This window comes from Mesorhizobium sp. M1365, assembly GCF_040317865.1.
Taxonomy (GTDB): domain Bacteria; phylum Pseudomonadota; class Alphaproteobacteria; order Rhizobiales; family Rhizobiaceae; genus Mesorhizobium.
The window spans coordinates 1-14195 of the sequence record NZ_JAMYLG010000030.1 but is presented as its reverse complement, the minus strand read 5'-3'; the positions used below and the strand labels follow the sequence as shown (position 1 = coordinate 14195).

11 protein-coding genes and 1 tRNA gene are annotated in these 14195 nt (G+C 59.1%); 9 read left to right on the top strand and 3 right to left on the bottom strand.

Annotated elements, in window-relative coordinates; genetic code table 11:
- Positions 1-72: 72 nt before the first annotated feature.
- Entirely contained in the window at positions 73-3045 is a 2973-nt protein-coding gene (locus NKH04_RS24455; RefSeq protein ID WP_352873908.1) for a trifunctional glycosyltransferase/class I SAM-dependent methyltransferase/polysaccharide deacetylase, read from the bottom strand.
- A gap of 80 nt (positions 3046-3125) precedes the next feature.
- A complete protein-coding gene (locus tag NKH04_RS24450; protein WP_352470878.1) occupies positions 3126-3257 on the bottom strand; it encodes a glycosyltransferase in 132 nt (43 codons plus the stop codon).
- Between the two features lie 138 nt (positions 3258-3395).
- On the opposite strand from NKH04_RS24450, the gene NKH04_RS24445 reads away from it, so the two are divergent.
- The 6 genes from NKH04_RS24445 (at position 3396) to NKH04_RS24420 (ending at position 11242) form a co-directional block, all read left to right on the top strand.
- A complete protein-coding gene (locus NKH04_RS24445) occupies positions 3396-3626 on the top strand; it encodes a hypothetical protein (RefSeq protein ID WP_352470877.1) in 231 nt (76 codons plus the stop codon).
- Positions 3627-3664: 38 nt separating this feature from the next.
- Positions 3665-4330, top strand: a complete 666-nt coding sequence (locus NKH04_RS24440; RefSeq protein ID WP_352470876.1) for a DUF3450 domain-containing protein — start codon at positions 3665-3667, stop codon at positions 4328-4330.
- A gap of 7 nt (positions 4331-4337) precedes the next feature.
- A complete protein-coding gene (locus tag NKH04_RS24435) occupies positions 4338-6995 on the top strand; it encodes an OmpA family protein (RefSeq protein ID WP_352834867.1) in 2658 nt (885 codons plus the stop codon).
- A gap of 15 nt (positions 6996-7010) precedes the next feature.
- Positions 7011-7502 carry a Rab family GTPase gene (locus NKH04_RS24430; protein WP_254818889.1) on the top strand — a complete coding sequence of 164 codons (492 nt, stop codon included), beginning with the start codon at positions 7011-7013 and terminating at the stop codon, positions 7500-7502.
- 3 nt (positions 7503-7505) lie between these two features.
- Complete coding sequence (locus tag NKH04_RS24425) at positions 7506-8576, top strand: adenylate/guanylate cyclase domain-containing protein (RefSeq protein ID WP_352834864.1); 1071 nt, start codon at positions 7506-7508, stop codon at positions 8574-8576.
- Between the two features lie 440 nt (positions 8577-9016).
- Complete coding sequence (locus tag NKH04_RS24420; RefSeq protein ID WP_352834861.1) at positions 9017-11242, top strand: mechanosensitive ion channel family protein; 2226 nt, start codon at positions 9017-9019, stop codon at positions 11240-11242.
- Between the two features lie 132 nt (positions 11243-11374).
- On the opposite strand, the gene NKH04_RS24415 is transcribed toward NKH04_RS24420, so the two are convergent.
- Positions 11375-11449: transfer RNA gene (locus tag NKH04_RS24415), tRNA-Gly, on the bottom strand.
- A 230-nt stretch (positions 11450-11679) separates the two neighbouring features.
- Here NKH04_RS24415 and NKH04_RS24410 point away from each other — a divergent pair.
- The 3 genes from NKH04_RS24410 (at position 11680) to NKH04_RS24400 (ending at position 14089) form a co-directional block, all read left to right on the top strand.
- Positions 11680-12177, top strand: coding sequence for a prolyl-tRNA synthetase associated domain-containing protein (locus NKH04_RS24410; protein ID WP_352834859.1), 498 nt, complete (start codon positions 11680-11682; stop codon positions 12175-12177).
- Between the two features lie 85 nt (positions 12178-12262).
- Positions 12263-13255, top strand: a complete 993-nt coding sequence (gene trxA, locus NKH04_RS24405; RefSeq protein WP_352458335.1) for a thioredoxin — start codon at positions 12263-12265, stop codon at positions 13253-13255.
- Between the two features lie 162 nt (positions 13256-13417).
- A complete protein-coding gene (locus NKH04_RS24400) occupies positions 13418-14089 on the top strand; it encodes an LON peptidase substrate-binding domain-containing protein (protein WP_352450238.1) in 672 nt (223 codons plus the stop codon).
- Positions 14090-14195: the final 106 nt, after the last annotated feature.

The window sequence follows — 14195 nt, the reverse complement described above, 5'->3', positions numbered from 1 at the left end:
GTAAGCGGGCGGGACACGGAATAAAAAGCGGAACCAATTTGTTACGAATCTAGACACTGACAAGTTCACGGTTCATGCGAGCACGGCCTCGACAACGGCAACAAAGTCATCGAGCGAACGATCCCCACGAATCTCGATGCGCGGAAGGTCGATGGGATCGCAATCGAGGTCCGCCGGTCCGTGTCTGCCGCCGAAGCCGATTCGATAGCCGCACTCCTTGGCCAGCCTGCCAAGCCGTCGGTCGGTGACAGAGAAGGGTGCCGCGAACGCCGCGGTTGGCCGACCGGTCCACCGTTCGATGAACATACGAGAGCGCAGGAGCTCGGCGGCCAAGTCAGAGCTCGACAGACCATCGATCGCGCGATGCGTCGCCAGATGGCTTCCGAAGAACGCACCTTCGCCGGCGAGGCGTCGCACCGTCCCGGCGTCCATAAGCTGCGTCGGCGGGCCGCTGTAGGCGTCCCACTGTGCACTTTCACCCACCAAGTCCGTCACCAGGAACACTTCCGCAGTCAGGTCGTTCGCGCGCAAGGCCGGCCAGGCATGGTCGGCAAAGTTCTGGAAGCCGTCATCGAAGGTGATGAGCACTGGGCGGCCAACGAAAGGCTGACGGTTGGCGATGAACCATTCCAGCTGCTCGGAGCTAATCGCGTGAAAGCCATTGGCGCGCAGCCATGTCATTTGGCTGGCGAATGCGGCGGGCGCGAGCCGAAAACGGGCGAGCGCGGCCGGACCTTGATCGGAGACACTGTGATACATGAGGACAGGGATACGCTGCCGCCGCTCGCTATGTGCGACGTCGCGGCGCAAGGCCCGCGCCCCGCCCCAGACGATATTTCGCGCGACTCCGATTTCGATGGGGGCGCGGATTGGCACATGATCTATCGTCGGTTCCGTCGCCACGTCGCCTGGTGACAGGCGGCGGAAGCGGTCTATGCGGTAGAGCTCGGTCTGGATCGATTGCTCGAGAACGAGGCCGTGGGTCGCTGCCAGCGTCTGTGAGATCGCTTGTGCACCGAATGTGTTCCAGTCGAAGCCCGTCCTTTCAACATTGTCTCGTAGCACGAATGCGTGTGCGCTGATGAAACTGCCACCAGGCGCCAACGCCTCAACAAGTTTTTTGGCGATGCGCCGCAACTCGGTGAGATCGTCCAGGTAGTAGAGCACTTCCGAACAGACGATCAGATCCATCTCGCCCGGCAGCGTGTCCGCAGAAAAATCCAGTACGCCGAACTCAACGTTCGGCTGATCACTGCATCGCGCGCCCGCCCGCCCGACGGCTACGGCGGAGATGTCAGTTGCGGTCAAATGGCCCACGCGCGGCGCCAGCTGCCGCGTGAAGTGGCCCTCCGCGCAGGCCAGCTCAAGCGCCCGTCCGATGGGACCGGCAGGCAGAATTTCGAGCTGCCGCTCATATTTTTCCTGCTCATAGGGCGAACCGTAGTTCCAGGGATCCTCGATCGCAAAATGGCGATTCCAGAAAGATGTGCGGTCATTGTCGCGCCCATCCGCGGCCCGTGCACGGCGCGGCGCTGCAAAAGGCTCTTTAGTTTCGGCGCTCGACCGAACCAGCGCCTGCGCTTCCGCGGCCAATCCCGCAAGTTTGCCGAAATGGCTGTCCTGATCAGACCGGCGTCCCGCCATGGACAACAATGCCTCGGCTGCAGACATGTTTGACTTGTCGGCACCGGCGCCCTTTTGCGGTGCATCTACAGGCGATCGCCTCGCAAGTCGCGCGGCACTGTGCATAGGCCGCTCAGAGGGCAGGAAATTCAGGATCAATTCAATCCAATGACGCCTCGTCACTCTCCCGAGTACGCCGAACTGCACGAGAGCCTCGATCTGGCCATCCATCATCAGATGGGCATAGATTTGATCGATTCCTTTCGGTACTTCGATCGAGGCCGGATTTCGCACGTCGACACGAATTCCAAGTGTCCGCGCCAGCCTGCGCGGCGCGGCAAGATCGTCGACATCGAGCAGCATTTGCTCAAAGTGATACTGCACGCGGCGAGCCGCGTCCGGATTATTCCAGACCTTGCCGAGTTCGAGGATCAACTCGGTGAGGGAAGCGCCGAACCTGTCCCACCTGGCAGCCAATTGCGCTGGCACCGACAGGCTTCCTACCATAAGGCCATCGACGGCCACCTTGGCGATCTCACGCGCCCACTTACGTCCTGCTGGGAGCGCGCGCAGGGACTGCGGGTTGATCGAGCGCGAGCCGCAGCCGCAATCCGATGCGGCGTTCCACAACGCGAACCACGCGAGTGCTTCTGAAGCGGTGTGGCCGTTCGCGTCGGTCGCTCCATTGGCGTGAGCCGATGGCGGGTGTTTGACCCTGGGATCGGCGGAAAAGCCGCGAGCGATCACGACTTCGCCATCTGCCAGCATCTGCGCCGAATTGCGGCTGAGCGCGTTGGGGCTGGCCCGATAGAAAGCGAGCGGCTCGTCGACCATCACCCAATTTTTGCCTAGACGTGCGAGGCGCTGCCACAGATCCCAGTCCTCGCAGGTGCGCAGCGACACGTCGAAACCGCCCAACTCGACAATTATCTCCCGATCGACCAGCAGCGCGTGAGTGCGGACGGCACACCGGCGGGCGAACGTTTCGAAGGGTTGAATCGCAACCTCCGTTGCGATGCTCGACGCCGTGAGTTCGCCATCGGGCATCACGCGTCGGGAACCGCAATAGGCAGCCACTGCATCGGGAGCGGATTTCAGTGCGGCCAGCATTTTGGCAAGGAAGCTGGCATCCACCCAATCGTCCGCATCCAGAAACATGAGCCAGTGGCCGCGCGCCTTCGAAATCCCGCTATTGCGCGCGCCGGCGGGGCTATGCGCGCAAGAGCTCAACATCCGAAATCGGGCATCGTGCTCTACATAACCGGCGATGATCGCAGGGGTGCGGTCCGTGGAGGCGTCGTCGACGATGATCGCCTCCCAATCCACTATTTCCTGATCAAGAAGGCAATCGAGTGAGCGCGCCAGCGTTACCTCCGCGTTGTGCGCAGGAACCACGATTGAAACCAAGGGATCATGCGCCACGCCGTCTTACCCGCGCCTGGTTCGAGGTAGAACAAGATGTGTTGATCTTTCTCGGCGTAGGCCGTCACAATCGACGCCGATCAGTCCGTCGACCCATCGTCCATCACCACTATATCCAGTATCTGGCAGGTCTGCCGGCGGATGCCGGCACGCATTGTGCCGACGGTTTGCTCGGCATTGAGCATCGGTACCACACCGCCCTGCGGTAGCATCCTGGATCATCGAGCTTTCGTTTTCTTCGGCAAGAGTTGGCAAATGTCAAAACCGGATGACGGCATCGGCTGGCAGCACTGCCCTGTCAAGATAAGGGCGAATTGGAGGCGGGCAAAAAAGACTTGAACACAGGCTGAATGGCAGCGCGCATGCCCGACGGCTTGGAGCTGGGGTCGATGCGCCAGGGCATCTCCGCTCTCGCATTTCATCTGCATAAAGATGATCGCGGGCGAAGACGCGAGCGCGAGCTGATCCGGATCGAGCCGCATGTCGAAATCTACCCGAATGGGGACGTTCGAACCGACTTAAGCCGCGAAGATTCCGGCTTGCGGGTCGACAATTTTACTGGCAAGTTTACCAGTTGCTAAATTAGCGCTGTGGCAATGTTCAAAAGAAGGGGCATGGGATGGCCAAGGAATCTTCGAGTACCGCTTCTTCGGCAAATAAAGCGGACGCAAATCTGATAAGTAATGCAGACGGAAGCGGGCTGACCTTCATGGCGGGCCAGGCTCGCGAGAGCGGAGCCCCCGGCGACGCTGTAGGTGTCGACAAGATACGTGATCTGCTGTTCGGCAACCAGATGCAGGACTATGACCGCCGCTTTTCCAAGCTTGAAGAACGGGTCTTGCAGCGCTTCAAGGATGTCGAATCCGAGGCCAAGCGCAATCTTGAAATGTACGAGTCAAATGCAAAGAAGCAGGTTGACTCGCTTGCGGCGCAATTGCGGAACGAAAAAGACGCGCGAGCCGACGCCGATAAGGAGATTGATCGGAATCTTCGCGAGCAAAATCAGGCGCTCGAAAAGCAGGTGCGCGCGTTGTCGGATCAGTTGAGCGAGCTTGAGCGGGAAGTTGCGGACCGGATAAATCGAAACGATCATTTGCTGCGTGAGGAAATCAAGCAAAAGAATGAAAGCATTCAGATGCTGATGGAGAAAATGTTTTCCGATCTTGGCAATGTCAAGACCGACCGAAATCTTTTGGCTGGCCTGTTTGTTGAGGTTGCAAAATGTCTAAATCAGGATCCCGTCGGCAGCAAGAACAACTCGGAGCGTACCTGGAAAGTGAGTTGATCGGAACTTGACGTCGACTGTCGACCCAATCAGCCTCCCTCAAAGAGCAGCTTCGAACGATACAGAGATTGATCGCGAGGCGCTGGCTCGCCTTTTGATCGAAATTGCCCGGAACGTTGATCCGGACTATCGTGCGCGTCTCGACGGAATCCCAACCGCCGACCCTCGCATGGAAACGCTGCGCCAGTTGCTGGTCGGCCGCGAAATTTCGGAGCTTTCACGAGTTACGCACCTGCTCGACGAACCCGAGCAGCTTGCGGCTGCAGTGGGGAGCGTTCTCCCCAGTGCAGCCGCACGTGCGCCTCATGCGCAACTCGGAGAGGCCCTTGCGCCAGCTGTCGAGAGGGCCGTGCAACGGTCCATCCAGAAGAGCCCGCGTACGCTGACGGATATATTGTACCCGGTGTTTCTGCCGGCTATTCGCAAGTCGATCGGCGAAAAGATCGACCAGACCTTTCAATCGTTGAATGAAACTTTAAGACATATATTTACCTGGCACGGGCTCAAGTGGAGACTTGAAGCGTGGAGAACAGGAGCAAGCTTCTCAGAAGTTGTTCTTAAGCATTCTCTTGTTTATCGTGTAGAACACGTCTTTCTAATCAATCGCAATTCCGGGCTTTTGATAGCGCATGTAACTGCCGCTAATGCAACTAGCGAAGATCCTCAACTCATTTCTTCTATGCTTAGTGCAATTCAAGATTTTGTAAAAGACTCATTTAACGAGAAAGAACAGAGCGGCCTAGATACCATTCGTTTCGGAGAGCTTCGTCTCTGGTCGGAAGTTGGACCGTTTGCGACCTTGGTTGCGGTGATCCGGGGAAATCCGCCGGAGGAATTACATGAAATAATTCGCGATGTATTGCTTCGCATCCATGATGAATGCTCACAGGCTCTAGAGCAGTTTGACGGCGACAGTTCGCAGTTGGCCGGCGTAGAGACGCAGTTGCAGACCTGCGTTGAACTGAAGCAGGAGGAATCAAACCAGGGATTTCCGTGGCTGGTCGTGGCTGCAGTCCTGCTGGTTTCGATTCCGGCAGGCGGTTGGTTCCTTCTTTCCTGGCAATCCGTGCAGCGCTGGCAGACCTATGTGTCGCGACTGGGGACCCAGCCGGGCATCATCGTTGCCGAACAAAAGGTGCGTGATGGCCAATTCTATATTGCCGGTCTGAGAGACCCGCTTGCCGCCGACCCGCAGTCGCTGTTGGCCGGAACGCAGGTCGATCCCGCCCGCGTTCATTCACAGTGGCAATTCTATCAGAGTCTTGATCCGGAGTTCGTATTGAAGCGGCTAACGGCGTCGCTGGTTCCGCCGGATTCAGTACGACTTTCGATCGTCAATGGTCGCATCGTTGCCGAGGGTGAGGCTCCCAACACCTGGATAGATCGGGCGCGCGCAGCGGCCCAACAACTTTCGGCAGGCGGACCGGAATTCGACATCTCCAGGGTTCGTGATGTGAGCCCCGAAGCACGCGCGGCGGAGCACTGGCAGACTTATGTGTCGCGACTGGAGGCCCAAGCGGGAATCATCGTCGCCCAACAAAAGGTGCGTGATGGCCAATTCTATATTGCCGGCCTGAGAGACCCGCTTGCCGCCGACCCGCAGGCTCTGCTGTCCGGAACGGAGGTAGATCCCGCCCGCGTTCATTCGCAGTGGCAATTCTATCAGAGCCTTGATCCGAAGTTCGTCCTGAAGCGGCTGATGGTATCGCTGACCCCGCCGGATTCAGTACGGCTTTCGATCGTCAAGGATCGCATCGTTGCCGAGGGTGAGGCTCCCGACATCTGGATAGACCGCGCACGCGCAGCGGCCCGACAGCTCTCGGCAGGCGGACCGGAATTCGACATCTCCAAGGTTCGTGATGTGAGCCCCGAGGCACGCGCGGCGGAGCACTGGCAGACTTATGTGTCGCGACTGGAGGCCCAAGCGGGAATCATCGTCGCCCAACAAACGGCGAGGGGGGGACATTTCTATATTTCCGGCCTGAGAGACCCGCAGGCCGCCGACCCGAAGGCTCTGCTGTCCGGAACAGGGGTCGATCCTGCTCGCGTTCATTCACAGTGGCAATTCTATCAAAGCCTTGATCCGAAGTTCGTGGTGAAGCGGCTGATGGCGTCGCTGACTCCGCCGGATTCAGTACGGCTTTCGATCATCAAGGATCGCATCGTTGCCCAGGGTGAAGCTCCTGCCGCCTGGATAGATCGGGCGCGGGTCGCCGCCCAACAGCTCTCCGCGGACGGACTCTCTCTAGAACTCTCCGAGCTGCGTGAGTTGACCCCTCCGCAACTCACTCATTTGAGGGAGGCTATTCAAGCGGTCAACATTTTCTTCGATTCTGGCAAGGCTGTACCGGGACCAGAGCAACTGCCGGTTCTCGACAAATTGGCGAATCAGTTGAAGGAATTGGCCGAGGACGCCCGCAAGGCAGGCGTAACAGCACAGTTCATGTTGACCGGCCATTCGGACGAGACGGGCCGTGAAACGGCCAAGTTGTCGATCAGCGCCGCGCGCGCGGAGACAGTTCGTGCGCTTCTCAAGAAGCGCGGCGTCAATCCGGAGTTGCTCTTGGTTCGCGGCGCGGGCACCTTTGAGCCAGCGGAGATTGAAAATAGCCGAACCGGGAACTCCGCCAACCGCAGAGTTTCGGTTACGGTAAACTTCCACTAGGCGGAGCCCAGGATATTGCAAAAGAAGATCTGCATGTTGGGCGGGTTCGCTGTCGGAAAGACGAGTCTGGTTCGCAGGTTTGTGCAAAGCATCTTTTCAGAAACCTACTTGACCACGGTGGGAGTGAAAATCGACAAGAAGAGTGTCGCATTCCCGGACAAAACCGTGGATCTGATTTTGTGGGATTTGGCCGGCGAAGACGATATCGGCTCATTCCGCGTCAGCTATGTGCGAGGTGCGAGTGGGCTCGTGCTTGTCGTCGATGGAACACGCGCTGCTACTCTTGCCGTTGCGCTCACGTTGCGCGAGCGGGCCGAGGCTGAATTCGGCGCTATGCCGTTTGTATTGCTGTTCAACAAATCCGATCTGGCCGATCGGTGGGCAATATCGGATAGTGAAATTGACGAACTGAGGCAACTTGGATGGCAAATCTATCTAACAAGTGCGCTTTCGGGCGAACATGTTGATGATGCGTTTCGTCAACTTGCTTCGATGGTCAGCAAATAAACCATGAATGTCTTGCCAAGAGAAGTTAAAAGCTGGATTTACGATTTCTTCTACAACGAGCGCTCGGTCGCATATCTGAAAATCGACGCCCAGCTTTGCATAGCTGCGAAGGGCGGTAACGTTAACCATTACGGACTCTCGTCAGTTCGCATAGGTAAGCCTGTTGCCGAGCAGCTTGAATTCATGGAAGGTTTGTTGCCCTGCCCGGAGCTTCCATATGATATGGCCATGGTCGAACTGCCCAGCGGGCGTGTCGCGGACCTCCATCTTTTTGCTGACAATGCCTGCGTGTGGCTGCTCTTTCTTGACGCCACTGCCGAACGCGACAATAGGCAGCGGCTTCAACAGAAGGCTTATGAAATGACGCTTCTGCAAGAGAGGGAGCGTCAACTCAACGAGAAATTACAATCGACAAACGAGGCGTTGAGGGCGAGCCAAGAGGGATTGTCGCGTGAATACCAGCGCGCCGAAGCCCTACTCCTCAACATTCTTCCGGCGTCGATCGCGGAGCGGCTAAAAGCGCACGAACAAATTGCAGACAACCATGCGGAGGTGAGTGTGCTTTTTGCCGACATCGTCGGCTTTACGGAAAGAGCGCGGAGCGTCGGAGCCGTGACGACGCTCGCTATTTTAAATTACTTCTTCAAGGCGGCGGATCTGCTCTCGGAGCGATACGGCTGCGAAAAGATCAAGACAATCGGCGATTGTGTGATGGTGGTCGCTGGCCTGCCCACCGCGCGATCCGATCATGCGGAAGCCCTTGCGCACTATGCACTTGAACTGCGGAACGCGGTTAAGCGCGAACGCTTCGCAGGAGAACCGATAAGACTCAGAATTGGAATTCACTCAGGACCAATCGTGGCGGGCGTCATAGGCAAAAGGCGGTTTGCCTATGACCTATGGGGCGACACCGTTAATCTCGCCGCACGTATCCAAACGTCCGCGGAGCCCGATGAAATCCGCATTTCGGATGCAACTCGTCAACTGCTTGGACCAAATTTTGCTTGCGACCCACTCCAGGAAACGGAATTGCGTGGTACAGGTCGTGTGCGAATGTGGCGGCTCCCGGCCTGATTTGCCGCATGGCAGTGCCGACCCGGAAGCGCATTGCATCTCAAGCAACATCATGGTTTCGAATGTCCGCAGCGGTGCGCGAAGCAGTTGACCACCGAGTGACCGCCAAAGGTCTGTCCTGGTCATCTCAGGAAATCAGTTCCTGAGATTTAACGTCGATGCCCAGTTCATAGAACGGCCGGAGGCCTGGGCCGAGGTCGGAATGCCCTGCCCCCGGCGGCTAAATAAACACCGCCACGTACCCGGCACAGCGGTCTGGCTCGGAACGATGACGTCTTGCACCGCAACATCGGTTTCTTCAAGGTGGGGCAACAACGGACATAGATGTCGTTGCTCGCCGATCTGATCGGAAGGTTAACAGCACGATGCCACTCATGACTCGACGATTGGGAGCCAGGAACCTGGCGCGCCCGGCACGGCGTCTCGGAGACCTGACTGCGATGTTTGCCCTGATTGCCAGGCCGCTCGTCTTTGGGATCGCCCTTTTGTTGGCTGGTCAGGCGCAAGCGCAGGCGCCGGCGACCGTCCCGCCTGAAAGGGTCAAACAATTGTTCGAGCTTCTCGACGATCCGTCAGTGAAGGCCTGGGTGGCCGAACAGCGAAATCAGGACGCCGGGTCAACGGGAGCGCCCGCCGAGAGAGGGGCTTCGCCGACCGACGCATCGTCCGGCGCCGTGGCCGCACCAGGCCAGATGAATACGATGGCATCCTCGACGCTCGATGGGATCAGGCATCATATCGAAAGAATCGTGCGAACTTTGCCCTTGCTGCCAGGCCAGTTCGCGCGCGTTCGGGCAGAGACGATGGAGGATATGTCCAGCAGGGGGCCCGCCGGCGTATTTGTGCTGATTGCAATGTTCATCGCTGCCGGCCTGGCACTCACTTGGGCAACGTTCAAGCTCACCCGTCCATTTCGTCTTTGGATTATCGCGCAACCGAAGGATACGCCCGTTGGGCGAGCCAAGAAGATTGGTGGCCGCCTGCTTTATTCCAGCATGCTGATAGTCTCTTTCGCACTGGGCAGCGCCGGCGCGTTCATGTTGTTCGACTGGCCGATGCTTATCCGCGAGATTGTACTGACATTTCTGATGGCGGCAGTCGTTACATGGGGTGTGCGCATGTACGTCATGGCCACGCTCGTCCCTTCCTTCATGAACGTCGAGAACGCCGTCGAGGTTCGTGCTTTGCCGATCACCAACGAAGCGGCTGACCATTGGTCCTATTGGCTACCCCGGATCGTCGGCGTCTTCGCCTTCTTCGGCGCCGCGTTTATCCTCTTGCCAGGTCTCGGCATCGATCAGGACGGAATGACGGTCCTGTCACTGGTCGCCGATTTCGTGCTGCTGCTGCTCCTGCTGCTCGCCATTTGGCGTCGGCCAAGAACGCAGCGAGACGGTGCGCGCCACATCGGTCACACGGAAGCGACATGGCTATTGACTGCTTATTTCGTCGTCCTGTTCCTGCAGCGTATCGCCGGCCTTTATACATACTTCTGGTTCACCTTCGCCGCATTCTTCCTGCCTTTGGCAATCGTGGTGACGCAGCGCGGGGTTAATTTCGTTCTGCGGCCAGGTTCGGAAGACGTCGGCCGGCCCACGATCCCGGCGGTGACGATCGCTGTCATCGATCGCGGAATCCGAATGATTTTCATCCTGGCGGCGGCTTACCTTCTCGCACGTGTCTGGGGTCTGGACATGCAATCCATGCGGGGCAGTGATACGACGACAACATTCATATTGCGCGGCTTGATCAATGTCGTGGTCATTGCCCTTGCCGCCGACTTCGGCTGGTCGATCATCAAAGCTTTGATCGAACGAAAGCTGGGCATCGAAACACCGCACCCTGTGATCAGCGACGAGGACGTCCCGATCCTCGATCCGCAGCAGGCGCGGCTGCATACGCTCTTGCCGATCCTCCAGAATATTCTGCTCGCATCGATCATCGTGATGGCGGTGCTTATGATGCTCGCCTCGCTGGGTATCCAGATCGGCCCATTGATCGCCGGCGCTGGCGTCGTCGGCGTCGCCGTGGGCTTTGGGGCACAAACCATTGTCAAGGACGTCATTTCAGGCGTGTTTTTTCTGCTCGATGATGCGTTCCGTGTTGGCGAATACATTTCATCGGGCAATTACAAGGGTACTGTGGAAAGCTTTTCGCTGCGCTCGGTGAAGCTGCGCCACCATCGTGGTCCGCTGTTCACAATACCTTTCGGTGAACTCGGGGCAGTCCAGAACCAGAGCCGTGACTGGGTTATCGACAAATTCAACATCACCGTTGGTTATGACACCGATATCGACTTCGCTCGCAAGCTGATCAAGCGGATCGGCCTCGAACTGGCGGAAGATCCCGAGTTCAAACACTGGGTGCTCGACCCGATCAAGATGCAGGGCGTACAGGAGTTCGGCGAATACGGCATCGTATTGAGGGTCAAGGCCACAACCAAGCCGGGAGGTGCCTTCGGTATGAAACGCAAATTTTATGTACGCCTCCGCCAGGTCTTCAAGGAACAGGGCATCGAACTCCCATTTCCGACCGTCCAGGTCCAGGGGCTACAGAACCAACATGGGGCAGAGAATGCACCGTTGGAGATCACGCCCGAGTTGAAAATGGCCGTCGCGCAGTCGCACACTATTCGGCGCAGAAAAAAAGCCAGCACAACGGAATAGAAGAGCTGTGACACCTGCTGGTCACAGTGCGGCTTTCCGCGCATCGCTCATGGCAGGGACACTCTTTTCGCCACGTAAGCAAAAGGCGCCCCGAAAGGCGCCTCTTAATCGCTTGGTTCCCCTCAAGGAAACTGGAGCGGGTGAAGCGATTCGAACGCTCGACCCCAACCTTGGCAAGGTTGTGCTCTACCCCTGAGCTACACCCGCTCGTGCGGCTTTTGGGCCGCAAGCCGCGCCTATATGGCTGAAGAGCGCGGCGATTGCAACAGGGAATTCGCAGGCTTTTTGCTTCGTCGGCAATGCGGACAAGCGCTCCTCGGGACGTCGCAAGGCAATCACCCCCGCGTTGCGCGACGGGCTTGTCTTGGCCGCATCATTGGCCGTAAACGGCGTTAGCCGAACAAGCCGTTGAAAGCGGGCCATCAGAAGAAAGACCGATGCCGAAGACCGAAGCCGAACTTTTCGCCTTTCTCGCCGGACTCGGGATCGAGGTATCGACGCGGCGGCATCCGCCGCTGTTCACGGTCGCCGATTCGCAGGCGCTGCGCGGCGAGATTGCCGGCGGCCATACCAAGAACCTGTTCCTCAAGGACAAGAAGGACAATTTCTTCCTGGTCAGCGTCGGCGAGGAGGCGGTGGTCGATCTCAAGCATATACACCATCTGATCGGCGCTGCCGGGCGCGTGTCCTTCGGCCGGCCGGAGATGCTGATGCAGCTTCTCGGCGTCGTCCCGGGCGCGGTCACGGTGTTCGGGCTGATCAACGACACCGAGCGAAGGATCAAGGTCGTGTTGGACGAGGAGCTGATGAGCCATGCGGTGGTCAATGCCCACCCGCTGACCAACGAAGCGACGACTTCCATCGCTGCCGCGGACCTGGTCAAGTTCGTCGAGGCAACCGGACATGATGCTGTTATCTTGAAAGTCTCGGCATGATCGCCACATGGGTGACTGAAACCGGGTTCTAAAGAAGGATGTTGCGCCCGTCCCTTGGCCGGCGGCGCGACCGAAAGGCGAAGAGATGAGTGATAGCAACCCCTTTGGCGGCCCATTTGGCAGCAATGGCGGCCGGTATGCCACCACCGTGCAATATGGCGGCACCGATGCCGCGCGTGAGAAGGTCGCGCTTGCGGAGGCGCCGGCCGACGTCATCAAGGACACAACGACCGCTGGATTTGCCGCCGACGTGATCCAGGAATCGCGTCACCAGCCGGTGCTGGTCGATTTCTGGGCGCCGTGGTGCGGCCCTTGCAAGCAATTGACGCCGCTGCTGGAGAAGGCGGTGAAAGCCGCCGGTGGCAAGGTCAAGCTGGTCAAGATGAACATCGACGACCATCCATCGATCGCCGGCCAGCTTGGCATCCAGTCGATACCGGCGGTCATTGCCTTCAAGGACGGCCAGCCGGTCGACGGCTTCATGGGCGCCATTCCCGAGAGCCAGATCACGCAATTCATCCAGAAGGTCGGCGGCAAGAACGGCGGTGCGCCGCAAGTTGCCGAGGCGCTGGCCGCGGCCGCCGAAGCGCGCGACGCCGGGGACGTGCAGACGGCGGCCGACATTTACGATGCCATCCTGGAACAGGCGCCGGAGACGATCGAGGCGATCGCTGGCTTGGGCGATCTGCTGTTCGAGGCCGGCGATGCCGAAGGTGCCGAGGCGGTGCTGGCGCGGGCGCCGGAAGCAAAGAAGGATGCGCCCCAGCTCGCCGCGCTGCGGGCCAAGATGGCGCTCGCCGCGCAAGCAGCAGTGCTCGGCAATCCGGCGGAACTGGAACGGCGGCTGGCCGAAAACCCCGGGGATCACCAGGCACGGTTCGAGCTTGCCATGATCCAGAACGCCAAGGGTGATCGCATGGCGGCGGCCGACAATCTGCTGGCGATCATCAAGGCCGACCGCTCGTGGAACGACGACGGCGCCAGAACCCAGTTGCTGCAGCTCTTCGAGGCATGGGGCATGACCGACGAAGCAACGCTGTCGGCACGGCGCAAACTGTCGTCGCTGCTGTTTTCCTGAGCCGGCGCAGACTGTTTTGTCGCGCGGGCTTGCGGTGGGCCGCGGCTGCGCCAGATTAGGTTTTCGGACGGCGTTCGATTTCAGGTTTCCGGTGTTGCGCCTTGTGCCGGCCGGGAGGAGACGGATTTGTGCGCTTCCTGACAAAGCGATCGGAGGATTGAGGTGCAGGCGGGAAACGCGCATTACCGGCTCGCTGCGGACTTACCGTCGACCATGCCGATCTTTCCGCTTGAGGGCGCATTGCTGCTGCCGGGAGGCCGCATGCCGCTCAACATCTTCGAGCCGCGCTATCTGCAGATGGTCGACGAGGCGATCGCCGGGCCGCGGCTGATCGGCATGATCCAGCCCAGCCTTGACGGTGCGCTGCGTCCCAACGGCGAGCCGGAGCTCTGCAATGTAGGCTGCGCCGGGCGCATCATTGCGCTGTCCGAGAGCGGCGACGGCCGTTACCTGATTTCGCTGCAGGGCGTGTGCCGGTTCCGTATTGTCCAGGAGCTCACGGTCAAAACACCGTTCCGGCAGTGCCGGTTGGCACCCTTTCTCGCCGATCTCGACGAGGAGCAGGCAGACGCCGAGATCGACCGGCCGGCGCTGCTCAAAGCGTTTCGCGCCTATCTGCAGGCTAACGATCTGGAGGCCGACTGGGAAAGCGTCAGCCGCGCCGAAAACGCCATGCTGGTCAACGCACTGTCGATGATGGCGCCCTACGGGCCGGCCGAGAAACAGGCGCTGCTCGAAGCGGCCGATCTGAAGACACGCGCCGAGACCCTGATCGCCATCACCGAAATGGCGCTGGCGCGCGACAATGAGGATTTCGGTTCGAGTTTGCAGTAGGTTCTTGCCTTCTCCCCTTGGGAGATCTTTGCACAGAAGCCGATCAGTGATTCTGTTGTGAGGTTGGAGCAGGGAGATTCGCGATGGTGGATCGTGTTCTGGGTCA